Origin of the sequence: Paenibacillus segetis, from assembly GCF_014639155.1 — a bacterium.
GTDB classification, from domain to species: domain Bacteria; phylum Bacillota; class Bacilli; order Paenibacillales; family Paenibacillaceae; genus Fontibacillus; species Fontibacillus segetis.
The window spans coordinates 514,461-539,061 of record NZ_BMFT01000001.1 but is presented as its reverse complement, the minus strand read 5'-3'; the positions used below and the strand labels follow the sequence as shown (position 1 = coordinate 539,061).

Sequence of the window (24,601 nt, the reverse complement as noted above, 5' to 3'; positions counted from 1 at the left end):
TCCTTTAAATCATAGATTTCTTCTATTCTTATACCTTACTAGTCGTTACCCTTTGATCGATCCACCCATCAGTCCTCTGACGAAATACTTTTGTAATAGGAAGAAAATAGCCAGTGGCATCAACATCGATATAAAAGCAGCAGAAGTTAACAAATGCCAGTCGTTACCGCGCGAACCCACCAGATCGGCAATTTTCATCGACATGACCTGCACGCTCGGTTGATTACCAATAAAAATGAGCGAGACGAGATAGTCATTCCATACCCATAAGAACTGAAAGATCCCGATCGATGCCAATGCAGGTACGGATAAAGGAAGAATCAATTTAGCAAAGATCGTAAAATGACTCGCTCCATCCATGAATGCCGATTCAAACAAATCCTTAGGCAATTGGCTAATAAAGTTGTACATGAAATACGTAACCAATGGTAAACCAAAGGCGGTATGTGCCAGCCAAATTCCCAAATAACTTCCGTTCAGTCCAAGTGAGGTATAGTCCTTCAGTACAGGGATCAGTGCGACCTGAAGCGGTATAACCAACATTGCGATTATCATGACAAACAAGGTTTTACGTCCCGGGAATCGTAGCCAAGCAAAGGCATATGCAGCAAAAGACGCGATCAAGACCGGAATTACGGTTGCTGGAACCGCAATCGTGAGGGTATTCCAAAAAGCTTGGGACAGCCCTGTTCCTTTCTGCAACGTTTCACTACCGTCAGCTTCCTTAAGCTTGTATTCCTTGCCAGACAACACATTCTTGTAGTTCTGTAATGTAAGAGCAGGCTTAAACTCCCATGCTTTCTCCTGCACGTTAATGGTACGTGCTCTGCGGTTCTCCCATAACAGACGTTTACCGTCTACTGTAACCCCCGCTTTTAACTGATCATCACTATAGTTCGTACCGTTTACTGCAATCGGTTCACGAAGATCCACTTCCTTGGGAAGCTGAATCGTCTCACCCGCACTCCATGCCTGGTGAGGTAATACTTTCCACCAACCGGTATGCAGTATGTCCGCTGCAGGACGGAAGGATGAGACAAACAGCCCAAGTGTCGGGAGAAGCCAAATGAAACATATAATTCCGAGTATGATATTCACCAGCGTCTTTTTCCCTTTTTTCTTCCTCTTCAAGGCCATTAGAATCCCCCCTGCTTACGGAATTGACGCAGATTGATAATGATGACTGGCAAGACCGCAATCAGCAGGACGATAGCGAGCGTCGAACCATAACCGAAGTTACGGTACATAAAGAACTGCCGATAGAACTGTGTTGCTACCACTTCTGTATCGTATTGACCTCCCGTCATCACCATGACGACGTCAAATATTTTCAAGGTAAAGACGATGATCGTCGTTGTGACTGTCAGGATTGTGGTTGAAATGTAGGGTATGATGATACGGAAGAATATCTTCACTTCATTCGATCCATCTACACGTGCCGCTTCCAAAATATCTTCAGGAACGCCTTTGATTGCTGCTGAAAAAATAACCATCGCAAAGCCCGTCTGCATCCAAATCAAGATAATAATTAAAAAGAAATTATTCCATGGCTGAATCATACTCGTCCAAGCCTGAGGTTCACCGCCAAAGAAAGTAACAATCGCATTGAGAAGTCCTATTTGCTCATCACCTGGTTGATAGTAATAAATGAATTTCCAGATGACACCTGCCGCTACGAATGAAATCGCCATCGGCATAAAGATAATGGACTTGGCAATCTTCTCATAGCTACTTCGATCCGCAAGAATAGCAATTAATAACCCCATGGCTACACAAGCTAGTGTTCCTACAAAAACCCAGAGGAGGTTATTACGCAGTGCTGTTGCCATCAGGTGATCGCTGAAAATGGCAGCATAGTTACTTAGACCAACAAACTTCTCCGAACTTGCATTGAAAAAGCTCAAATAGAGTGTACGTAATGCGGGTAGTACCAATAACCAACCTAGTAAAATGACCGCCGGCCCAATGAAAATAAAAGGTAGAACTCTTTTTCCAATATCATCAGGGTACTGTTCAACCGCCCATGTCAGGGTATAGTAAATCAGATATACACCCAGAACACCCCAAAGGACGGCAAGAACAGCCGTAATCAGCGGATTAAGCGTTGAATCCCGAAAGAACATGAAGATCAAACCATTAACGGCGATATTAGCAATCAATACGCCAATGGATAAGAGCACTGCCCTCATGCTGATTCTTTGCTTTGCTTGTGAACTCATCATCGCTTCCCCCTTAAAGTTTTGCGTAGCAAAACTTACTTCGTAAGCATAGGTCTAGTTTTGCGGAATGAAACAAAAAAGGAGGGGCAGTTCTTGTCATTTAGGCTGCCCCTCCTTTGTTACTTCTTCATGATGTTTAGTTATCCCAGCCAGATTGAATTTGTTTCAATGCATCATCCAAGGAAGCTGTTCCACTTACATAGTCGGTCATACCTTTCCAGAAGGTACCTGCGCCTACTTTACCAGGCATAAGGTCTGAACCATCAAAGCGAAGTGTGGAAGCATCTTGAACCAGCTTCGCCATACGGCGGTCGGATTCAGAGGTGTACCAATCAAGAGAAGCATCGTTCATTGGAGCGATGACACCACCCGATTGAACCCAAGTTTTGATCGATTCACCCGTAGTGAAGAATTCCATTACCGCACGTACTTCAGGGCGGTCATTGAACATCGCGTAAATGTCACCAGCTACAAGTACAGGTTTACCGTATTGTGAGTCAATCGACGGAAGGTAGAACCAAGCGTAATCTTCATCTACTTTGGCTGTCTCAGGGAAGAAGCTTGTAATAAAGTTAGCTTGACGGTGGAGCCAAGCTTTCGGTGGATTATCGAACAGTGGGAGCGCAGCATCACCGAATGCAGTCGTTACGATGGATTTAGTTCCACCATATACATAGTCCTTATTCATCCAAATATCAGACATAACCTCAATCGCATGCTTAACTTCAGGGGAGGTGAACGGTAGCTCTCCTTTTACCCACTTGTCATAGTTCTCTGGAGTTGTTGTACGAAGCATAATATCTTCAACCCAATCTGTTGCAGGCCAACCTGTTGCAGCGCCGCTTTCAATACCAATGCTCCATGCAGGATCACCATCTTTAGCAATTTGTTCAGTTAGTGCCATTAATTCATCCCAAGTTTCAGGAACTTTGTAGCCTGCTTCATCAAATTGTTTCTTCGGATACCATACGAGGCTCTTCACATTACTGCGGTTCCAAACCCCTGACATAATTTTGCCGTCTTTTCCGTCCATTGTTGCCATATCCAGCCAGCTTTGATTGTAGTTAGCTTTCAATTTAGCCTGATCCAAAATACTAGTCAGATCAATAACCTTACCTGTCTTAGCAATGGATGCTAACAGACCCGGTTGTGGAAAATCAGCGATATCCGGGGCGTTACCACCATCAACACGAATATTAATCGTAGCTTCAAATTCCTTAGAACCTTCATATTGAATATCTATACCTGTTTTTTCCTCAAATTCTTTGATACTGGTCTCAAATTTCACTTGATCGGCATCTACGAACGGTCCAAACATTGTTACTTTTGTCCCTTTATACTCACCTTTCATCGCAAGTTCCAGTGGTGACCCAGTCGCCTCAACAGGAGCGGCAGTAGCTTTATCTTGATTGTTATTTGTAGCTTGGGTTGCCGGAGGATCTGTCTTTGCCGCGCTGTTATTTCCTCCACCACACGCACTCAACACCATAATGAATGATAGACAAAGCATTAAAGCTAATGACATTTTGCGTCCTGTAGCTTTTCTCATCTCTTCATACATCCCCTTTAATCAAATTTAGATTAACAGCATTCATTCATCTTCATCTGAGGGTCTAGTTGTTAAACTTTATGCATGTTGAGTGCGGACCACCTCCTTTTGCAAAGGTTTTCAAATTCATCGATATCACAGTGATCAAATATGATTTAGCTCAATATTGGCGTTTTCATCCATACCTTATCATATTTTGTATGCGTTTCCAATATGGTTTATTCACTTTTTTTCCTAAAATTCAGGATATTTTTCTTTTTCGAACGATTTTCATACTACAAATATCCTTAATGGCGCATTCTTTGTGAAAAGCTTTTCAAACTTAGTAGAAAGAAATGAGCTTCACTCATTTTTCTCGTGATGATTCTCTTACAATTAACTTATGTTCCATCTTCTCTCTGATTACCTCGACAGTTCCGGTAGTGAGCAACTCATGTAGCTTCTCAGCAGCACGGTATCCTAGTTCATAGATCGGCTGCGCAATCGTCGTCAGCTTCGGAATAAACATACTCGCCATCCGCAGGTTATCAAAGCCCACAACAGATACCTGCCCTGGCACAAGAATATTCAGGTCTTTCAAATAAGAAATCGTCCCCATTGCGAACTCGTCAGCAACGCAGAATACCGCCGTCAAATCAGGAAATTCGGTAAACAACTCATGAGCTGCATGATATGCATGCTCATAACGATGGTTAGCGTATTTGATCTTCTCGATATTATGTTCGAGACCAAATTCCGTTAGAGCTCTTTTGAATCCTTCATAACGAGGTGGTCCCGCTATCGAATTATCATGATTGAAGCCAATCATCCCGATTTGCTTATGACCTAGCTCGATCAGGAATTTCACCGCATCGTAAGCAGCAACTTCATCATCAATTTCTACGCTAGGAATGTCATACTCATCCGAATGGGATGACACAAGCACAAAAGGAATCCGACAGCCCATTAATTTGTCATAATACTCAGGATAAAGTATATCACTGGCTAACACGACTCCATCCACCTGTTTCTCATGAAATGTATCAATGTACGACAGCAGACGTTCCTTATCTCGGTCCGTATTACATATCATCAGACTGTACCCGAGTTTAATGCACGCATCCTGCATTCCCCGAATAACCCCTGCGTAGAACAGGTTCTCAATATCAGGAATAAGCAGGCCCAGCGTAAAAGATTTCTTATAAATCAGACCACGTGCGAACGCATTGGGTTGATATTTGAGTTGCTCAATCGCCTCCAATACGCGTTCACGTTTGCTCTCGACCACCGCATTCGGTGCATTCATTACACGTGATACGGTACTTATGGATACCCCCGCCAACTTGGCGACATCTCGAATCGTTGCTTTCATCGCATAACTTCCTTTTTTTAGAAAACCTTTTCAAAGCGATTATATCAAGGGTTAGGCGAATTGACAATAGTATTTTGAAAACGATTTCAATATAAAGTTACGTGTTATTTCTAATACTTTCGATTGTTCACTTCCCGCTCAGCCGTAACCTCTGTAAAGACACTCTCCGCGGTAACAATCCGTTTAGGGAGTGTACGACCTTCAATTATTTCATTCACCACTTGCATCAAATTCGGACCAAGTAGCGGATTACATTCGACCACAAAGTTAATTTTTCCTTCGATCATTTTTTCGAGTGCTTTTCGCGTTCCATCTACCGAAATAATAATAATGTCCTTACCCGGCTCTAGGCCATACTCCTCAATTGCTTCAATCGCCCCAAGCGCCATATCGTCATTATGTGCGTATAGAACTTTAATTTCACTTCCCATTTCCTGCAAGATTGATCTCATGACGTCTCTTCCTTGCTCATGAGTGAAGTCAGCATACTGACTTTTTAACATAACAAATTTGTCCTGCTGCTTAATTGTATCCTGAAATCCATTGCCCCTTTCGATTGAAGGAGTAGAGCCTGCGGTTCCTTTTAATTCAACGAAGCCAATAGGGTCGCTCGTGCCTGCCATTTTGTCGATTAAGTATTTCCCTGCCTTTCGGCCTTCTTCATAAAAGTCAGAACCAATAAATGTGACATATCGCGAAATATCCTCAATATCAACAACTCGATCAACAATAATGACTGGAATTCCCGCCTCCTGCACTTCGTTTAAAATGGAATCCCAGCCTGATTGAATGACTGGAGCAATTGCGATAACATCTACCTTTTGCTCAATAAAATATCGAATCGCTTCGAACTGTTTCTTCTGTGACTGCTCCGCGTTCTCGAATAACAGATCTATTCCAGCTTCCTTCGCTGCTTCCTTAATGGACAGACTGTTAGCATTCCGCCAATCACTTTCCGAGCCCAATTGAGAGAATCCTAATACGATAGGACGTGAAAGAGTTATTGATTCTCCTAATGGGGTCGTTGAACTATTATCAGAATAACGTTCACTGGGGATTAGATTGTCTGAAGTATCTGCAGAACGAGCCGAATCACAACCGAATACAAGAGGAATCAAACAAATCAATACCCATATTCCCCACTTCATTCGATTTTCCATTCAATCGCCCCCATGCTTAAATATGTTATCAATGTAAGATATATACGTTATTCTATTAATAAGTCTATCATATGATTTTCTATTTTTTCACATAATAAAAATAGAGAAAGAAGATCTGAGACATTCACGATGTCTTCAAATTTTCTCCCTCCTCTCCCGCTTATCTTCGCTTGGTAAACCTGTGTTCACTAAGTAACCTTTGCAGTAAGATGAATAATAATAACAGTACACCAATCACAATTCTCGTCCACCACGAACTAAGCGTACCTTCGAAACTAATTATCGTCTGAATAACCCCTTGAATCATAACCCCAAAGAATGTACCTACAACATATCCAACGCCACCCGTGAGCAAAGTGCCACCGATAACAACCGCGGCAATGACATCGAGCTCCATCCCATTCGCATGCAGACCATACCCAGATAACATATAGAATGTAAATACGATACCTGCCAACGAAGAACAAAAACCACTAAAACCAAATACCATAATTTTGGTCCGTGCAACCGGCAAACCCATCAGTAAAGATGATTGTTCATTCCCACCGATGGCATAAGTATTGCGGCCAAACTTCGTATAGTGAGCCAAATATACCCCCATCACAACAATGAATAAGGCAATAATGACGCTAATCGAAATAAAGTTGTTGCCTGTTAATTTGATCTTCGTCTGTGCCATCGAGGTGTAGAAAGCATTATCAATGGTAATTGTATTAATACTTATAATGTAACAAAGACCCCTAGCTAAGAACATCCCAGCTAATGTGGCGATAAATGGTTGAATTTCAAAATAATGAATGATAGCTCCCATAACAGACCCAAATAAAATCCCTATCATCAATACAACCGGAATTACGATGATAGGTGGCCACCCCTGATGTAGGAGGCTAGCGGATACCATCGTCGTCAAGGCAATCATCGAACCCACTGACAGATCGATCCCGCCTGATACGATCACAAATGTCATCCCTACCGCCGCAATTAATAGAAAAGAGTTATCGATAAGAAGGTTCAACAACACCTGTAATGAGAAGAATCCAGTGTAGCGGAAAGAACCTGTAATAAATATTAGTATAAACAACCCTACGGTCACCAACAGCGGGATATATTGACGTTTAACCATGCTGTTTCACCTCATGTTTGGAGGAATAGCTTCTTGGCTTCCGACGTCCACGTAACATGTCTCGAAAGTTTTCCGACTGTATTAAGCATACGGCCAATACGACCACTGCCTTAACTACAAGTGTAATTTCTGGAGGAACACCAACCATATAAATTGTTGTTGTCAACGTTTGAATAATAAGCGCTCCGATCAACGTCCCCGTTAAATTAAACCTACCCCCATTCAAGGAGGTACCTCCAATGACAACGGCTAGAATAGCATCTAGTTCATACCATAAACCTGCATTGTTTCCGTCCGCACTCGACACATTGGAACTTAGAATGAGTCCGGCGATCCCCGCACACAAACCACAGAACATATAAACCATAAGTATGATTGTTTTGGAGCGAACTCCAGCCAGCCGGCTGGCTGTCGGCTTGCAACCGACGGATTCAATAAACAGCCCAAGTGCAGTCTTACGAGTCAAGAGAGAAGCAATTGCAAACATGATCGCTACAATAAAGATTGAAACGGGCAGTGTCAGCAAGGAACCCGATCCGATATACTGATATTTCGGACTAAGAATCGTGATAATCTGCCCATTTGTGATTAACTGCGCGATCCCACGACCAGCCACCATCAGAATAAGTGTAGCAATAATGGGTTGAATTCCGATTCTAGCCACCAAGAATCCGTTCCATAAACCGAGCAGCGCTGATAGCACCAATGAGGCCCCTACAGCAATTAACAAGATTACCCATCCATTCTGATCCGTGCTTTTACTAATGCTAAGACAAGCCATTGCTCCTGTAATCGCAACGATAGAACCAACGGACAAGTCTATTCCACTTGTTGCAATAACTAGTGTCATTCCGATGGCAACTAGAATCAATGGTGATCCAAAATTCAATATATCGATTAGACTTCCATAAAGATGACCGTTCTTCATTTTGATTGAGAAAAAGTCCGGCGAATATATCAGATTAAATAACAATAGTGACGAGAGCACACAAAGTGGCCAAAACAAACGATGCTTGATCATCTCTATTCTCCTCCTGCGATGGCCTGCATTACATTGTGCTGCTGCATTTCTTGACCCTGAATTTCTTTTACTTTTCGGCGATCCCGTAGAATGGCAATCCGATCACTGACCCGAAGTACTTCCTCCAGCTCAGAAGAAATAAACAAGACGGACATCCCCTTTTGTGCTAGTGATAACACCAATCGCTGAATCTCCGCTTTAGCTCCAATATCGATCCCTCGGGTAGGCTCATCTAGAATAAGCAGTTTCGGCTCAGTCAAGAGCCAACGGCCTAACAACACCTTCTGCTGATTCCCGCCACTAAGATTTCGAATCAATTGTTCGGGGTCTGAGGGAGTAATATTCAGAAGCCGGATATACTCGTCGGCCATCTCATCTTGACGTTTTCTGGAGATTGTTCGAAACCATCCCCTTGTCGCTTGAAGAGCTAGAATGATGTTCTCCCTGACAGTTAGATCATCGATTATCCCTTCAAGCTTCCGATTCTCCGAACAAAAAGCGATCCCTGAATCAATGGCTTGCCGGGGAGTATTTATGATACTATTCAAACCAGATAACTGAAGACTGCCTTGATCGGCACGGTCGGCTCCAAAGAACAATCTGGCCATTTCCGTCCGTCCAGAACCAAGTAATCCTGCAATACCCAGAATCTCTCCCCTGCGAATTTGCAGATCAAACGGTTCGATCGCACCCTGCTTACCTAACCCCATAGCTTCCAGCAGCACTTCATTATTCAACTTGTTTTCATGACTCTGTTTCGGCAATTGTTCAAGCATGTCAAGCTCTTTACCAATCATTCTAGATACCAGATCTATCCGAGGGAGCTCCTGCGCCTTATATTCCCCTACAAATTCTCCGTTACGGAGAATGGTTATTCGATCAGAAACTTCATAGACTTGATCCAGAAAATGAGTAACAAACAAAATAGCCAGCCCTTCGCTTTTTAATTTCCTCATAACGGTGAAGAGTTGCTTAACCTCACTTTGATCCAAACTCGAAGTGGGTTCATCCAGAACAAGTACTTGAGCAGAAATACTTAAAGCACGTGCAATCGCAATTAATTGCTGCACCGCAACTGAATAAAATTGCAGGGGCCGGGTAACATCCAAATACAACTGTAATCTTTCCTTAAGCAAATGCTGAGCATTTCTGTTCATTTCTTTCCAATTAATACGTCCAAAACGTTGTGGCTCGTTACCAATAAAGATATTCTCTGCTACAGAAAGATTAGGACATAAGTTCACTTCCTGATACACCGTACTAATCCCCAAATGCTGTGCAAGCTGCGGATTATGAACCGTAATCGCTAATTGGTTCATTTCTACGCTGCCTTGGTCAATGGAATATACGCCTGTTAACACCTTAATTAACGTGGATTTCCCCGCTCCATTCTCCCCCATTAACGCATGTACTTCACCAGGAAATAAGCGAAGGTTGACGCCCGATAGCGCCTTTACACCTGTAAACTGCTTATGGATGTCCCTCATTTGTAACACAGGCTGTAATTCTGACATCTAGCAAGTCCCCTCCCTTCAAGAGAGTTAGCAGCTCCAAATCCGATAATTGAATGATTCAGAGCTGCATGCTCTTCTCTTGTCAATTACGAATTAGTACTTCCGGTTTGGCAATTCTCGCTTAGCATCTTCTGATGTAAATACACCTTCTTTTGTTACGATCCGTTGCGGAATTTCAGTACCTGAAAGTACATCACGTGCAGCCTGCATCAATTGAGGTCCTAGTAAAGGATTGCATTCGACGATAAAGTTAATTTTGCCTTCACTTGCGGCGACAAATCCGTCCTTGACACCATCAACAGTAATAATAATTATATCTTCCCCTGGTTTCAGACCTGCGGCTTCAATCGCTTGAATAGCTCCAAGTCCCATATCATCGTTATGTGCATAGAGCACATCAATTTTCTTATTCGCCTTAAGGAAAGCTTGCATAACTTCCTTCCCTTTAGCGCGGGTAAAGTCACCTGTCTGCGATGCGATAATTTTCAAGTTCGGGTTAGCCACAATTTCTTCGGCAAAACCCTTCTGCCGATCTATCGCTGGCGCCGAGCCAGTCGTACCCTGCAATTCTACTATGTTAATATCGCCACTAGCGTCTTTGAACTTTTCGACAAGCCACTTTCCAGCGCTTCTTCCTTCTTCAACAAAATCGGAACCGATAAATGTCTTATACAGCGACGTGTCTTTCGAATCCACTGCGCGGTCAGTTAGAATAACTGGAATTCCAGCTTCCTTAGCTTCTTTCAATACAGTATCCCAACCCGATTCAACTACCGGTGAAAATGCGATAACGTCGACCTTTTGCTGAATAAAAGTGCGAATAGCCTTGATTTGATTCTCTTGCTTTTGCTGGGCATCAGAGAATTTCAGCTCTATCCCTGCCTCCTTGGCAGAATCTTGAACCGAGATCGTATTTGCGGTTCTCCAGCCACTCTCCGCTCCAACTTGCGAGAATCCGAGCGTAATTTTCTTATCGACAGCAGTCTCTTTTACTTCCGTTTTAGTGTCACCAGCTTTGTTTGCATTCTTTGAAGTGTTGTCACCAGCGCCACTATTGCCACAAGCTGCCGAAATCAATAGCATAAGTGATGCAGCTAGTATTAATCCTGACCTTTTGAGTACCTTCATATTTTCTTCATCCCCTTTTCAGTCACCACTTTGTTGGTGTGCTTTGATTATAGAGCGCTTTCAATTTTGTTGAATACGGAGTATTATCGCCGTTATTTGCGTATTTTTTCGCTTCTTCCGCAGTAGCCTGACCTTTCATTTGTTTTTATGTGACTAAGGTTTAATTTTTTTATTCTTGATTGCGTTTTCATAAGGGATCATTCATACTTTGATTACATTATTTCTTATGGAAAGGTCAGAAACCGATGAAGCTGATCCATTGGATCTCCTCCAGTTTACGTGCCAAGCTATTGGCCATGTTCGTATTCTTGACTGTCATTCCATTGATAGGGATCGGACTGGTCTCTTATCAGAAGTCATACAACACGGTATATGAGAACAGTAAAGCTAGTGCGGTATTGATAGCTGAGCAACTCGCTCAGAATCTGGAAACACTTTTTACTGATTCGGGAAAATTATTGGAACTCGGAAATCATCCTAACGTGCTTCATTTCCTATCTTCACAGAGCGACACCTACGACGATGCTAAAGAAATATTGAAGCTGATGGATTCCTATCGACAAACCTACAAATATGAGAGTGTGCTTAACATTACCATGATTAATTTGTATGGAAGAGGGATTAGCGAACGTAGAGGTGTGTTCCAATTAGACAAGAATCCGCTGCGAAACCCACACCTTACATATTTACTCCATAACCCAGACACTGTGCTTAACATTCCTCCATTAGAAGCTATACCCCTAGATCGACTAGATGGATTCCAAGATGAACATATCATCTCTATCATGGCTGCCGTCAAACAAAGAATCACACATGAAGTGATTGGATTCATCGTAATTGACTTAGACGATTCCGTAGTCAATCAGTTCTGCGATCATGTCACCATTGGGGAAACTGGATTCTTCTATGTACTAGATCATAATGGCCAACCTATCTTCACACCTTCTGGACTGGATCGAAACGGCTTACTCCCAGATCAAAATGTTCTCATAGACTTAGCTCAAGGCACTCTATCCAGCTATGTGGATCATTCCAAAGGCAGTCCCAAATTCATCTTCACATCTACCTCCGATGCCACGGGGTGGAGAATTATTGGGCAAGTGCCCTTACAAGAGATCATTAAAGAAGCAAATTCTATTCGACAATTAATCATCGCCAGTGTGGTTCTAAGTATCCTTTTTACCGTTGCACTCCATTTCTATCTTTCAACTCGGATCACACGCCCTCTCCAATTACTCAAGAACAAGATGAGACTGGCTGCTTCTGGTTTCTTGGAATCAAAAGTAACACCTACAGGCAAGGATGAAATTGCTGATCTCGGCAAGAGCTTTAATATCATGCTTGGAAAAATCAAGACTTTACTTGAGCAAAATACTAGAGAACAAGAAGAAATGAAAAAGGCCGAGCTCAGGGCATTACAAGCCCAGATCAATCCTCATTTTCTATATAATACGCTGGACTCCATCCTCTGGATGGCGGAAGCCGGGAAGAAGGATAAGGTAATCTCCTTGGTCGAATCACTCTCTCGTTTATTTCGGATTAGCTTAAGTAAAGGACGCGATTGGATTAGCCTCGAGAAGGAAATTGAACATGTTCACAGCTACTTAGTCATCCAACAAATGCGATATCGCGATATTTTGGAATATAAAATTGAAGTGGAGTCAGAAATCCTTGCCATACCGACATTAAAAATGATGTTGCAGCCGATCGTTGAGAATGCTCTATATCATGGAATAAAGAATAAGCGAGGTAAAGGACTTATTTGTATCACTGGACGTGCGATAAATAACACAGAAATTGAGCTGATCGTTCAAGATAACGGCTACGGAATACCACCGTCAAAACTTGAACAACTTCATAGGAATTTAAAGAATTATCACATTCCTGAAGAGACTGGTGAAGAAGTCTCAGGTGGATTTGGGCTGCACAATGTACATCAGCGAATTAGACTATACTATGGCGAACAATACGGAGTTCAGGTGGACAGTATCGAGCAGGAAGGAACTACTGTGAAGATTACAATTCCAATGAAGGCGAGTGAATAACCGATGAAAAAGGTGCTATTAGTCGACGACGAAATTCTCATTCGGGAAACAATTCGAGATTGTATACATTGGGAGAAGGAAGGATTTCTATATTGCGGGGATGCATCTGATGGAGAAGTTGCATTACCTATGATCGAACAGATGAAACCAGATATCTTAATTACGGATATTAAGATGCCTTTTATGAATGGTCTAGAATTATGTACTATTGTCCGTAGGGCAATGCCTGAGATTAAGATTATTATCTTGAGTGGACATGGTGAATTCGAGTATGCCAGGGCTGCACTTAGTATGGATATTGAAGAATATTGCCTTAAACCCATTAGCTCTTCCGACCTCATAGGCTTACTTCATAGGGTAAGCGAGAAAATTGACAGGGAGCGTAGCGAAAAGGAACACATTGAACAACTGAAACAAAGCGAAAATGAGCGAAAAAGTCTCACTTTTGATAAATTGCTGAATGACTTATGCAGTGGCTTCTTGACAACGACAGAGGCGATCCATGCCGCATCGATACTTTCCATTCCATTGATTGCCCGCTATTATGCCGTAGCAGTTATCGACATCCGTTGTTCGGAAGACCTGTCCCCCTTCGATCCGCAAGTTTCAGATACTATCGCGGAAGAATCCTTGATTTTGCAACAAACCTTCACAACCAATCATGCAGATGTATTGGAGTTTAAACCAAGCCGAACCAAGAGCGTTTGGATTATAAAAGGAGATAGTCAGGAAGCTCTTGAGGGTTACTTAGAATCTTTACACGTCATTCAAGAGAACTCTTATAAACAATCACGTAACTTCACTATATCAGTTGGGATCGGATCCATTCAGGATCGAATTCAGGGGATACACATCTCGTTCTTAGATGCCGAAGAAGATATGTACTGGCAGCGATTATCCAGACAGAATAGCCAGAATCTATGGGAGGCTAATCGCAGTTCAATGAATCAGAATATCTTCTTGGACCGCAATGTGATTATCGGGTTTTTAAAGGTGGGTTCACCCTCACAAACCCAAAGCTTCATCAGAAATTTTGCGGCTGGATTAGAGCAGATTGATTGGAATTCATCGCTAACAGGCTATTATATATTGAACGATATTACATTAGGAGTGTTCAGAACAGCTGAAGAATTATATAGGAGCCCCGAAGGGACTGAAGCAATACTCCATGATTTTCAAAAGTCCATCGAATCCATTCGAACTTGGGAAGAAGTCTGTACTTACTTAATCAAGCTTGTAGAACAATTTTGGTTGTGGCGCTCTAAATCCTCTGATCGGTACGCCGATCTATTGATTAAGGTTAAAGAATACATCCAAGCAAATTACAATAAGAACTACATTTCACTTCAAGATGCAGCCGAGTATGTAAATGTGAGTCCTAGCCATCTAAGTAAAATATTTAGTCAAGAAACGGGTCAAACGTTCATTGACTACTTAACACAAAAACGGATACGTAGAGCGATGGAACTGCTTCAATCGACTCAAGCAAGGACATACGAAGTTGCCTTTCAAGTTGGTTACAACGACGCCCATTACTTCTCCAATTTATTCAAACGGATCACAGGTATGACGACTACAGAGTTTCGTAAAAAGGGAACGTCAAAAACTGATAAGGAGCACTATGAGATCAAACACTCTATTCACTAAAATTTGGTCCCTTGCCTTTGTTCTTCTAGTGTTTCTTACCTTAACTGGTTGTACCTCATCTCGTTCTGAAGTTACGTTATCTCTAGAAGCATCTACGGATCCAAGCAAAGAGCAAACACCTCTCTTTACCTTTGGAATTATCTATCCGATGGCACATTCATTCTATGAGGAGATTACTCGACTTGCGGAAGAAGCTGCGCATCCCTATTCGATTAAACTCATCGTTAAAGCGCCAGAAGGAATTAATTCAGAACAACAGATTCATATGATGGAAACGATGATTAATCAAAAAGTCGACGGTATCGCCATAGATCCCATTGATGCCTCCGCGCTTCTTCCAGTTATCAATAAGGCTATTCAAGCCGGAATACCTGTCATCTGCTTCGAATCGGATTCACCGGACAGCCAGCGTCTTTCCTTTATCGGCACGGACAATTTCGAAGCCGGCACACGAATGGGCGATGTCATTAAGCAGTTACAGAAGAATAAAGGCATGATTCTGATCCAATCCGGGATAAAAGAAATGAAAATCCATGAGGAAAGACTGAATGGTTTGCTTCAATATCTGAATCACAATACGAATATTCAGGTATTAGAAATTCAATATAATGAAGGAAGCAGCGACAAAGCCTTATCTGATATGGAGGGTATGATCGATCGTCACCCTCATTTCGACACTTTGGTATCTGTGGACTTGATCTCTAGTTCAACATCCGTGCTCGTTTGGAAAGCCAAAGGACTTAACCGCTATGCCGTTTCTTTCAATATGACCCCCGAGATGAATGAAGCGATTCACAATGGCCAAATCACATCTGTCATTTCCCAAAACGAACAAAATTGGGGGCATTTACTGATCGACAATCTGTTGAAAGCAGCCAAAAAGGAAGCCATTCCTTCATTTATTGATACGGGGATTATTGAGATAAAGAACTGACAATCTAACCAAGTGAGGGTTAGATTGTCAGTTCTAATTTCATCGCTTCCGCTTGTTCAAGAATCGTCAGTAAAAAAGACTCCGCTAAGCTTTGTTTCATAATAACCTTTCTGGCTTCATCAAAGGTGAACCACTCAGCATGCTCAACTTCTTGATTAGTTCTCAGTAGTGTCTCATCATGTGCAACAGCAACATAATTCAGCATCAGCGTATTGGAACGCTCGAAATACTTACTTCTCATGTACTTGTATTCATCCACATGCAGGCCTACCTCTTCTTGTACTTCGCGAATTAGCGTCTCTTCTGCTGTTTCCCCACGATTGATATATCCTGCTAGCAAGATATAATCTTTCATATTATATTGCCTTATTAGCAGTACCTTGTTCCTTTCTTTGTTCAACACAGCTGTGCTAATCGCCGTACTAAAGATAGGAAAACGGAATACCTGACATGAATCACAATAGGGGATCAATCCCTCTCCTTCACATTCATTGATATGTAACTCCGTTCCACAAGCATAACAATACTTCATCACGAATCCACCTGCATTCTATGAAATAAATAACTTATTGATATTCAAATTATTATAGACTAAAGAGACAAATTCATTAACAAATTCCTCTTGATGCTCCCTTATTCTCGTGCCTAACAATATGGAGTTCGCTGAAGAAACCCCCGGCACATCCACTTTAGTAAGTACTCCCCGCTTCAATGATGGTTCAGCTATCAGAGAGGAAACAAAACTTACCCCATACCCTGCCATGACAGCTTGAATCGTCTCATTAAGTCCATTAAATTGCAATTCAATTTTTGGAGGTGAGACCTTCAGCTCCCGGCATTGCTGAAATAATCTTTCTCTCGCGGCGCTTCCTTCTTCTCTCATAATAAAAGGTTCAGCTATAATTTCTTCAAGTGAAACCACTTGCGATGAATACTTATGTCCGGGGGCTACTACGAACAAATACTCATCCCTAAACAACTCTCTGCATTCGAATAAGTCCGAATCAGCTAAGGGCACCCCAATATCACTATAAATTGCTACATCTGCCTCAAAGTTGATTAATTTTTCAATAGCATTGAGCGAGTTAACCGTTGAAATATGTACTTCAACTCCACTAAATTGTTGCTTAAATAAAGAAGCCCACTTCGGAATGAGTACACTTGTTGCAAGATAATTTCCCACAATCCTTAGTTTTCCTTCGGGATAGTTATGATAGTCTTCGATTAGATTCCTTACCTGTTCCTCGATAGTAAATAATTTCTCCAACGGCTTAATCAACTTGTTTCCTAATGAAGTAAGAACAAGGCCTCTACCCTGAACTTGTAATAATTTAATATCGTTGTCTTTTTCAAATTTGCGTATTTGCGCCGAAATAGCTGGTTGGCTAATATGCAGCTTTTCTGAGGCCTTAGTTACACTGCCGGTTAACGCAACATAATAAAATAATCTCAGCACATGAAGGTTCAACTGCATCCCACCTATATATTTTTTTTATACATATTAGATATTATATATTATTAATTTATGTGTCTGCACTTTATACTAGACTTACTTTACGACTAGGAGGAATTACTGGATGGAAACAACTTTATATTTGACTCGTCACGGACAAACTCAATGGAATCTGGCAAAGAAAATGCAGGGACATAAAGACTCTCCTCTTACACAAACCGGTGTTCAGCAAGCGCAGTGGTTAGGAGAGCGCTTGTCCACGGTTTCATTTGATGCTATATATTGCAGTTCCAGTCCCAGAGCGATTACAACAGCATGCATTATCTCAGGTAATCGGTTAACTGAGATCCTGAAGCTTGATGCGCTACAAGAAATTAACATGGGACTTTGGGAAGGCCAAAACATAGAGCAAATTACACAAGATTACCCTACTCAATTCAATCAATTTTTCAGCGAACCTCATTTATACCAACCTACGGGTCAGGGAGAAAGCTATAGTCAATTAATGACAAGAACACTTCCCACGATTCAAAATATCTTAACTAAACATAAAGGTAAACAAGTTCTTATTGTAACTCACCGGATCACACTCAAAGCTATAATGAGCTATTTCATGAAAAAACAGCTGCATGAAATCGGGTCCATGCCCGATATTCACCCAACTGCTCTGTGTAAGATTACTTTTCATGATGAAGTCGCGAATATTGATTTGTATGGTGATACTGCCCATTATCGGGAATAACACATGCCGTGTAATAATGCCTACATGTTAAACTGAGATTTCTTGCTGCATATCCGTAATTTTTACTGCTTGACCGCCGTGCAATCTGGAATGTTCCGCTGCAAACGCCATCAGATGACTCTGGAGAGAAGCGGTCGCAGAAGTCAAACCGTACGACGGATTACTGTCGAATCGATTGACGTTCTGCAGAAACGAACCCACCATTCGCTCATCACCACCTCCATGACCATCAGCACCTCCTTGACCATCTCCACCAATAGAGCAATGAATATCAAGTTTCTCCCCTGTTGCATATCGGTATAGCGTGAACTTTCCTTCATCCATATTCCCTAATATCTCACCTTGCGTGCCCATAATCTGCACCCTGCGGCCACCGGTTTGCGTTAGTCCCGACATGATAAACGATGCGTTCGCTCCGTTGGTAAATTCCATATTGACGACTTGATGATCGACAACATTGTTATCGCACCGATAAACACAACGCCCGAACGGGCTCTCCTTAATCGCCTTCAGAATCCCTTCCGGCGATAAATCATTTGTCATATAACGGGCCCAGGGGTGGTGTGGAGGCTGGATGTACATCTTCATTGCAGAGAAAGGACATTCCTTCTCCACCTCGCAGCCATCGATGCAGCGGTCGGTTGAGCCCTCCGGGGCATTCTCCGCTCTGAAATGAAGCAGCGATCCGTATGAGCTTACACTTGTACAGGACTGCCCCATGAGCCAAGATATAATATCCAGGTCATGACATGACTTCGCCAGAATCATTGGACTTGTATCTTCCGATTTACGCCAATTACCACGCACGTAGCTGTGTGCCATGTGTAGAAAACCAACGTTTTCGGTTAATTGGATCGTCGCAACTGTCCCCAATTCTCCCTGTTCGATATATTTTTTAATCCCCGCCCAAAAAGGGGAATATCGCAAGACGTGGCTGACAACGAGCAGACGTTTATAGGTTTGCGAAGCTTGCGCAAGACGGACGCATTCATCCTTGGAAGGTGACATCGGCTTTTCCAACAAGACATGGTAACCTAGCTCCATCGCTTTCATTGCCGGTACATAATGCATCTGGTCGAGCGTGCTGATAATCATTACATCCGCAATACGCCCTTGATCGAATGCTTGCTCCCACGAGTCATAGACATACTCCGAAGCAATCTGGTGAATATCCGCAAACCGCTTTCTTCGTTCATCGTCAGGTTCCGCTACCGCAATAATTTTTAATTCATTTGGAAACTTTTCTGCATAAGGCCCATAAATATATCGTCCTCTACTGCCAGCACCTAATAAAACCGCCGTTATCCTCTTCAATACTTCTCCTCCTCATCATGTTCGGCTCCTATTTCAATTTAATAGGAATGATGTTCAACATGAAAGAGATTGTTACTGACATACATATACATTTATTGACCTACATTCTATGAACGCAACATTCTATATTCTTGAGGTGTCTTTTCGTTTTGCTTCTTGAAAAAGCGAATAAAAGCAAGTGCCGAATTGTAACCTAAGACACCCGCAATTTCGTTGACTTTCATCGATGTATTCAACAGCATTTCCTTAGCCAACAGGTTACGATAATCGTTTACATATTTAGATAACCCAACCCCGGTAATTTGCTTATATAATCTGGATAAATAAGACGGATTTAACCCTACATAATCCGCCAATGCAGTTAATGAAATATCGTTGGATATATGTTCTTCGATATACCGGTGGACTTTTGTAATAACTTCATCTGGCAATTGCATGCCATGTGAAGCATTCCAATCGAACAGAATCTCTGCCATTTGCCAAAAATATTGAGTCAAATCCGACCATGAAGTCGAATCACTTTGCTGAAACAATTTATCCAAGTCAAGCAGCGTATTCATGTAATCACGAATCTCACGATTTTTATTCATGTGCGACAGAAACACAGCAGAAAGAGAATGATACAATTCTATTTTGCGCTCATAAGGAGTCAGGGAATCACCCCATATGGCCGTCAACTCGACATATAGCTTGGAGAATTGTTCCCGGTGATTATTTTCCAGACAAGTCATAAGCAATTGTACTCGGGTATGATAGAAAAAATCATGATGATTCCCCATCTCATGGCTATCATGCTCATGAATATCTTTATCCGTCATAATGACCTCGCTGGACAAGCCATGACCATATACAAAACAATATTTAATGGAGTGAAATCGGTCAGAAATACTGCTCCACGCCGTCTGCTCGCTGCCAAGAACAAAAGAAACAGGCAAGTTCAACAATTTCTTGCACGTTCCCTGGACCGTTTCTAGCATACCGCTTGCATACCGATAAGCTTTGACCCATTCCAAGGAGTCTAAATCCGTGAACGATTGCTCTTTATTTTTAGGTTGAATCAACCAGACGATTTTCGACAAATCGTACACAACGGAAAAACACCTCACATGCTCTGATAAATACTCGTCGCAAATATTTTGGAACGCATAGGTTAACAGTGCTTTGTCCGGTGTCGTAAACATCTCTTTCCAAGCATCCACCCTGCCAAGCAACAAATAGACCGGCATCCCCGCATCCAGTGGAATATCAATTTCCTTAAATGCTTGTTTCAATTGACGCTCCGTTTCCTGCTTGCCTTGGAACAGTCCCCACATGTAGTCTTTTTGCAGCGAAGGCAACGCCAACCTCATTTTGGTTTGCGCCTTTGTGATCATCTGCTGCTGGTCGTGTTCCTCCTCGATTTTCTTAATCGCGCGTTCCACAGACTCGATAATTCTCTCATCGCTTTCTATCTTCAAAATGTATTCGAAGCCACCGTATGTAATGGCACTCCTTGCATAATGAAACTCATTATATCCCGTTAAAAAGATGACTTTGCAGGAAGGCCACTGTGATTTGATTTCCCGCAGCAATTCAATCCCTTCAAGCCCGGGCATCTTGATGTCTGAAATCACGATATCAATCCTGTGATTCTGCAACACCCCCAGAGCCTCTTCTCCTGAATAAGCTTTCATGACATCGAGCTCTAAATGAACGGTTTGCTCAAAAAGTTCAAGAAGACCATCAACAATAATCGGAAGATCATCAACGATAAGCAGTCTGTACATGCTGTTTCCTCCTCTAGCTCTAGCTTATGTTCAGGTTGATCCTTACCTTCAGTCCGCCTAGAATGGAACGTGACAACGTAATGCCACAATCTACACCGTAACGCAATTGTATTCTGCGATGAACGTTAATAAGACCGGTCGTTTCTTCGATACGATTGGAAGACTGTTTCAGCCGCAGCTTGAGTTGTTCGATCTCCTCATCGCTTATACTGTTGCCATTATCTTCAACATACAAAGAGAAGTCGTTTCCCTTTCGCTCTGTATGAACCCAAAGCTCGCCTTTGGGGAGCATATTGCCCAGCGCATACTTATACGCATTCTCGATAATCGGCTGCAAAATAAGCCTTGGAACAACCATGTCCTTCGGGACCTCTCCGTCAAATTTAACTTGAATCCGGTCACCATAACAAATGGACTGCATATCAACATAGGTACGGGAATGCTCCACCTCAAGCTCAAATGGAATTTCATCCTCATCGTTCCGGGTAATAAATTGAAAATATTGGCCGATATGCATGCAAAATTGATATGCTTTATCTTTTTGATGCTCAGACTTGATCAAACGACATAATACAAAAAAGCAATTATATAAAAAATGAGGATTAATCTGTGATTGCAGTCGTTTCAGCTCTGAGCGCTGATTGCGGATTTGCTGCTCATAATTTTCCTCGATTAATGTCTTCAAAGAACGTACGGTATCGTTAAAAGCTTGATACAAGTAACCAAATTCGTCATGACCACGATCAATCGGGATCAGATCCAACCTGTTCTGCTGGACGCGTCTGAACGAATGGACCAGTTTCATAAGCGGGCGATATATAAACCGTAATAGGAAATAAGAGAAGAAGAACACGATGAACACGGCAAGAACGCATGCCCCCAGAAACCAGAATCGATACTTTTGCAACGGGCCTAAGACATTAGCTTCCGGGATACAAGTAATCGAATACGAGTTCCAAACATTGGAGTATTTATATACAGTAAGGTAACGATGTCCTGCATAATGCAGTGTTTCATAACCCTCCTCAGATTTGGAAGCTCGCTTCTCCGCGGCAAACTCTTTCATTCGTTCCATTAAAGCTGAATCGGTGCCACTCTCGATTTCCCAGCCCCGATCCAAGTTCAGCAATACGCTCTGTCCGTCTCGTGATTCTCCGATCTGTGCCAGCGTTTCCCTGATCTTATTTGCCGACAACTCGACCCCGACAATGTAGATAGGCCTTCTTATTGTATTAGCTGGATATTGCATACTAATAAACAAGCGATCATTCCAGTACGTAAACGGTTCTGCATACAGTTTGTCAGTTTGCTGCATGGCTGTGTATTCCGAATCATCAATCGACGTTTCATACTTCAGACTGAGAATAGTACGATCAATTAAGGGAACGTAAGCCCTTGCTTCCTGAATAAACGGACTCGAATTTTTCATCAGATCGAGCCGTTTCTGAATCTCCAATATTTTGTGCGTGAGCTCATAATATGTGATGTCATGGCCGGTTGTGGCAATTTCCATCAAATCCTTGTCCATGACATAGTTCGGTAAATAGCGGTCAATCCTGTCTGCCTCCTTATCCAATGAGTCCAGATAGAACCTTGTCGTATTCAGAATCGACTCCGATATTTCCTTTCGAATATTGTCAGAACCTCGCTCATTAATCATCCAGGTAATCATCATCAGCGGTAGCAGCGCTGTCAAGAAGGCAACCATCACCTTCTTGAAAATGGAGGAGTCGCGTAAAAAGAATAAGAACTTCATCGTTTGTTCTCCCATCTAGTTCATGATCAGAGTAACTCCGATACTATTCTTTGACACTCCCCATCACAATTCCTTTAATGAAGAATCGCTGCAAGAATGGATACACGATGAGAATCGGGAATGCAGCGACGAAAATCTGCGCTGCTCGGCTTGTGCGGTCCGACAATTTAAGCATCAATTCGACATTCTCCGCCTTAATGAAACGGAAGTCTAGTTTAACAATGACCGTCTGCAAGAAGGTCTGCAGTGGATAATTCTCGGTATGATTCATATAGAGCATCCCGTCGAACCAGCTGTTCCAATGGCCTACCATCGTGAACAAGCCTGTCGTTGCCAATGCAGGCAATGATAACGGCGCGTATATTTTCCATAACGTCTTGAAATGTCCTGCTCCGTCAATTCGCGAAGATTCCTCAAGTTCCTTCGGCAAACTGCGGTAGAAATTGAGGAGCAAAATGACGTTGAATACTGCGACACCTCCCGGTAGAACCAGCGCCCACATCGTATCGATCATTCCGAGAGATTTAATCGTGGTGTACGTTGGAATGAGTCCTCCGCTGAATAAAATCGTAAATACGAATACCCATGCGTAGAATGTACGCAGCCGGAACTGCCTGGAATCTTTGGACAACGGATACGCTGTAATAATCGTCAGCGTCATACTGATCGTTGTCCCTATAATGACCCGTTGGATCGAGATCCAGAATGCGCGAAGGTACTCCGGTTTTCCGAATACGTTTTGGTAAGCAGCGGTTGTAAATTCAACCGGCCAGAGTAGAACTTTACCGGCTGCTGCCGCCTGTCCGGAGCTGAATGAGATCGCTAGAATATGAATAATAGGCATAAGACATAAGAAGGATATGAATGCCAAAAAGATAAAGTTGCATATCATGAATAACTTTCTGGACCATGATCTGTTATTATGCACGATGTGTGTCTCTCCCTTCTGAATTACCGACACCTGCCTTAGAAGATGCGGTAATTCGCTATCCGATAGGCTAAGACATAAGAAACCGAAATGAAGATAAAGGAAACGATGGATTTAAGCAGCCCTACCGCTGTCGCGAATCCAAACTGTGCTTGTTGGACCCCCAAACGGTATACGAAGGTGTCGATAATATCCGCACTTTCATAGACCGGTGGACTGTACAGGTTGAATATTTGCTCAAAGCCAGCATTCAATACATTACCGATATTGAGTGTGAGCATCAGGATAATGATTGGCATCATCCCTGGCAGTGTGATGTTCAATATCTGTTTGAATCGTCCAGCTCCATCGATCTCAGCTGCTTCATACAACGATGGATTAATGCCAGTTAGTGCAGCCAGGTAGACGATCGTCCCGAACCCGAACTCCTTCCATACATCTGATATGACCATCACATAAGGAAACCAGGCATTATCACCTAAGAAGAATATAGGCTTGATCCCAAATATGCTGAGCACTTGATTAAGGATACCGGAGGATGGGGATAGAATATCAACCAAAATACCGCTTAATAGAACCCAAGATAGAAAGTGTGGCAAGTATACGAGCGTCTGGAACGTCCGCTTGACCCATTCTTTCCGCAGCTCATTGAGCAGAATCGCTATCGTGATAGGCACAATCAATCCGGCAATAATTTTCATAACCGCAATATAAATCGTGTTCAGAAAGACACGTCCGATGTCGGGGTATTCCATTAACAATTGAAAGTTCCTCATCCCAATAAAGGGTGATCCTATCAACCCTTTGTTCGGGATATACTTTTGAAAAGCCATGATAATGCCAGCCATCGGGTAATAGCTGAAGATCAATACCAAGATTAATCCTGGAAGCAACATCATATGAAGAGGCCACTCCCGCTTCCACATTCGTGCCAATACATTCATGCATCTC

The 24,601-nt window shown here is 42.4% G+C and carries 20 protein-coding genes; 4 read left to right on the top strand and 16 right to left on the bottom strand.

The window, feature by feature from the left end:
• Positions 1-45: 45 nt before the first annotated feature.
• From IEW05_RS02260 to IEW05_RS02220, 9 genes are all read right to left on the bottom strand, one after another.
• On the bottom strand, positions 46-1,137 hold the full coding sequence (locus IEW05_RS02260) for a carbohydrate ABC transporter permease (RefSeq protein ID WP_188535420.1): 1,092 nt from the start codon (positions 1,135-1,137) through the stop codon (positions 46-48).
• Entirely contained in the window at positions 1,137-2,219 is a 1,083-nt protein-coding gene (locus IEW05_RS02255) for a carbohydrate ABC transporter permease (protein WP_188535418.1), read from the bottom strand. The genes IEW05_RS02260 and IEW05_RS02255 overlap by 1 nt, the downstream gene beginning before the upstream one ends.
• Positions 2,220-2,355: 136 nt before the next feature.
• Positions 2,356-3,768, bottom strand: coding sequence for an ABC transporter substrate-binding protein (locus IEW05_RS02250; protein ID WP_188535416.1), 1,413 nt, complete (start codon positions 3,766-3,768; stop codon positions 2,356-2,358).
• Positions 3,769-4,114: 346 nt separating this feature from the next.
• Positions 4,115-5,119, bottom strand: a complete 1,005-nt coding sequence (locus IEW05_RS02245; protein ID WP_188535414.1) for a LacI family DNA-binding transcriptional regulator — start codon at positions 5,117-5,119, stop codon at positions 4,115-4,117.
• A 110-nt stretch (positions 5,120-5,229) separates the two neighbouring features.
• Complete coding sequence (locus tag IEW05_RS02240; protein ID WP_188535413.1) at positions 5,230-6,279, bottom strand: ABC transporter substrate-binding protein; 1,050 nt, start codon at positions 6,277-6,279, stop codon at positions 5,230-5,232.
• Positions 6,280-6,439: 160 nt separating this feature from the next.
• Entirely contained in the window at positions 6,440-7,402 is a 963-nt protein-coding gene (yjfF, locus tag IEW05_RS02235) for a galactofuranose ABC transporter, permease protein YjfF (protein WP_188535411.1), read from the bottom strand.
• Positions 7,395-8,423: an ABC transporter permease gene (locus tag IEW05_RS02230; protein WP_188535408.1), complete on the bottom strand. Its 1,029-nt coding sequence runs from the start codon at positions 8,421-8,423 to the stop codon at positions 7,395-7,397. Before IEW05_RS02230 ends, yjfF begins: the two co-directional genes overlap by 8 nt.
• A gap of 2 nt (positions 8,424-8,425) precedes the next feature.
• Positions 8,426-9,937 (bottom strand): sugar ABC transporter ATP-binding protein, encoded by a 1,512-nt coding sequence (locus IEW05_RS02225; RefSeq protein ID WP_188535406.1) that lies wholly within the window; start codon positions 9,935-9,937, stop codon positions 8,426-8,428.
• A gap of 93 nt (positions 9,938-10,030) precedes the next feature.
• Positions 10,031-11,065: an ABC transporter substrate-binding protein gene (locus IEW05_RS02220; RefSeq protein ID WP_188535404.1), complete on the bottom strand. Its 1,035-nt coding sequence runs from the start codon at positions 11,063-11,065 to the stop codon at positions 10,031-10,033.
• A gap of 245 nt (positions 11,066-11,310) precedes the next feature.
• Here IEW05_RS02220 and IEW05_RS02215 point away from each other — a divergent pair, with 245 nt between their 5' ends.
• Genes IEW05_RS02215 through IEW05_RS02205 form a run of 3 tightly spaced genes read left to right on the top strand, consistent with a single transcriptional unit; the run spans position 11,311 to position 15,691 of the window.
• Positions 11,311-13,110: a sensor histidine kinase gene (locus IEW05_RS02215; RefSeq protein ID WP_188535393.1), complete on the top strand. Its 1,800-nt coding sequence runs from the start codon at positions 11,311-11,313 to the stop codon at positions 13,108-13,110.
• A 3-nt stretch (positions 13,111-13,113) separates the two neighbouring features.
• Positions 13,114-14,757, top strand: a complete 1,644-nt coding sequence (locus IEW05_RS02210; protein ID WP_188535391.1) for a response regulator — start codon at positions 13,114-13,116, stop codon at positions 14,755-14,757.
• Entirely contained in the window at positions 14,732-15,691 is a 960-nt protein-coding gene (locus tag IEW05_RS02205; protein ID WP_188535389.1) for a sugar ABC transporter substrate-binding protein, read from the top strand. The genes IEW05_RS02210 and IEW05_RS02205 overlap by 26 nt, the downstream gene beginning before the upstream one ends.
• 19 nt (positions 15,692-15,710) lie before the next feature.
• On the opposite strand, the gene IEW05_RS02200 is transcribed toward IEW05_RS02205, so the two are convergent.
• A complete protein-coding gene (locus IEW05_RS02200) occupies positions 15,711-16,223 on the bottom strand; it encodes an NAD(+) diphosphatase (RefSeq protein ID WP_188535387.1) in 513 nt (170 codons plus the stop codon).
• An 18-nt stretch (positions 16,224-16,241) separates the two neighbouring features.
• Positions 16,242-17,159: a LysR family transcriptional regulator gene (locus IEW05_RS02195; protein WP_188535385.1), complete on the bottom strand. Its 918-nt coding sequence runs from the start codon at positions 17,157-17,159 to the stop codon at positions 16,242-16,244.
• Positions 17,160-17,268: 109 nt separating this feature from the next.
• On the opposite strand from IEW05_RS02195, the gene IEW05_RS02190 reads away from it, so the two are divergent.
• On the top strand, positions 17,269-17,886 hold the full coding sequence (locus IEW05_RS02190) for a histidine phosphatase family protein (protein WP_188535383.1): 618 nt from the start codon (positions 17,269-17,271) through the stop codon (positions 17,884-17,886).
• A gap of 27 nt (positions 17,887-17,913) precedes the next feature.
• Here the strand turns inward: IEW05_RS02190 and IEW05_RS02185 are convergent, their stop codons facing one another.
• The 5 genes from IEW05_RS02185 to IEW05_RS02165 all read right to left on the bottom strand — a co-directional run bounded on the left by IEW05_RS02185 (position 17,914) and on the right by IEW05_RS02165 (position 24,594).
• Entirely contained in the window at positions 17,914-19,200 is a 1,287-nt protein-coding gene (locus IEW05_RS02185; protein ID WP_188535381.1) for a Gfo/Idh/MocA family protein, read from the bottom strand.
• 107 nt (positions 19,201-19,307) lie between these two features.
• The gene (locus tag IEW05_RS02180) at positions 19,308-20,966 is read right to left on the bottom strand and encodes a response regulator (protein WP_188535379.1); all 1,659 of its coding nucleotides are present in this window, start codon (positions 20,964-20,966) and stop codon (positions 19,308-19,310) included.
• Between the two features lie 19 nt (positions 20,967-20,985).
• Positions 20,986-22,722: a sensor histidine kinase gene (locus tag IEW05_RS02175; RefSeq protein WP_188535377.1), complete on the bottom strand. Its 1,737-nt coding sequence runs from the start codon at positions 22,720-22,722 to the stop codon at positions 20,986-20,988.
• Between the two features lie 43 nt (positions 22,723-22,765).
• The gene (locus IEW05_RS02170) at positions 22,766-23,650 is read right to left on the bottom strand and encodes a carbohydrate ABC transporter permease (protein WP_188535374.1); all 885 of its coding nucleotides are present in this window, start codon (positions 23,648-23,650) and stop codon (positions 22,766-22,768) included.
• A 38-nt stretch (positions 23,651-23,688) separates the two neighbouring features.
• Entirely contained in the window at positions 23,689-24,594 is a 906-nt protein-coding gene (locus IEW05_RS02165) for an ABC transporter permease (protein WP_188535372.1), read from the bottom strand.
• Between the last annotated feature and the right edge of the window lie 7 nt (positions 24,595-24,601).

Bases quoted from the DNA above. Each gene is read 5' to 3' on its own strand.
- IEW05_RS02210 (WP_188535391.1), top strand. From the start codon at position 13,114: ATGAAAAAGGTGCTATTAGTCGACGACGAAATTCTCATTCGGGAAACA.
- IEW05_RS02190 (WP_188535383.1), top strand. From the start codon at position 17,269: ATGGAAACAACTTTATATTTGACTCGTCACGGACAAACTCAATGGAAT.
- IEW05_RS02180 (WP_188535379.1), bottom strand. From the start codon at position 20,966: ATGTACAGACTGCTTATCGTTGATGATCTTCCGATTATTGTTGATGGT.
- IEW05_RS02240 (WP_188535413.1), bottom strand. From the start codon at position 6,279: ATGGAAAATCGAATGAAGTGGGGAATATGGGTATTGATTTGTTTGATT.
- IEW05_RS02245 (WP_188535414.1), bottom strand. From the start codon at position 5,119: ATGAAAGCAACGATTCGAGATGTCGCCAAGTTGGCGGGGGTATCCATA.
- IEW05_RS02215 (WP_188535393.1), top strand. From the start codon at position 11,311: ATGAAGCTGATCCATTGGATCTCCTCCAGTTTACGTGCCAAGCTATTG.
- IEW05_RS02225 (WP_188535406.1), bottom strand. From the start codon at position 9,937: ATGTCAGAATTACAGCCTGTGTTACAAATGAGGGACATCCATAAGCAG.
- IEW05_RS02250 (WP_188535416.1), bottom strand. From the start codon at position 3,768: ATGAGAAAAGCTACAGGACGCAAAATGTCATTAGCTTTAATGCTTTGT.
- IEW05_RS02165 (WP_188535372.1), bottom strand. From the start codon at position 24,594: ATGAATGTATTGGCACGAATGTGGAAGCGGGAGTGGCCTCTTCATATG.
- IEW05_RS02220 (WP_188535404.1), bottom strand. From the start codon at position 11,065: ATGAAGGTACTCAAAAGGTCAGGATTAATACTAGCTGCATCACTTATG.
- IEW05_RS02255 (WP_188535418.1), bottom strand. From the start codon at position 2,219: ATGAGTTCACAAGCAAAGCAAAGAATCAGCATGAGGGCAGTGCTCTTA.
- IEW05_RS02230 (WP_188535408.1), bottom strand. From the start codon at position 8,423: ATGATCAAGCATCGTTTGTTTTGGCCACTTTGTGTGCTCTCGTCACTA.
- IEW05_RS02260 (WP_188535420.1), bottom strand. From the start codon at position 1,137: ATGGCCTTGAAGAGGAAGAAAAAAGGGAAAAAGACGCTGGTGAATATC.
- IEW05_RS02205 (WP_188535389.1), top strand. From the start codon at position 14,732: ATGAGATCAAACACTCTATTCACTAAAATTTGGTCCCTTGCCTTTGTT.
- IEW05_RS02175 (WP_188535377.1), bottom strand. From the start codon at position 22,722: ATGAAGTTCTTATTCTTTTTACGCGACTCCTCCATTTTCAAGAAGGTG.
- yjfF (WP_188535411.1), bottom strand. From the start codon at position 7,402: ATGGTTAAACGTCAATATATCCCGCTGTTGGTGACCGTAGGGTTGTTT.
- IEW05_RS02200 (WP_188535387.1), bottom strand. From the start codon at position 16,223: ATGAAGTATTGTTATGCTTGTGGAACGGAGTTACATATCAATGAATGT.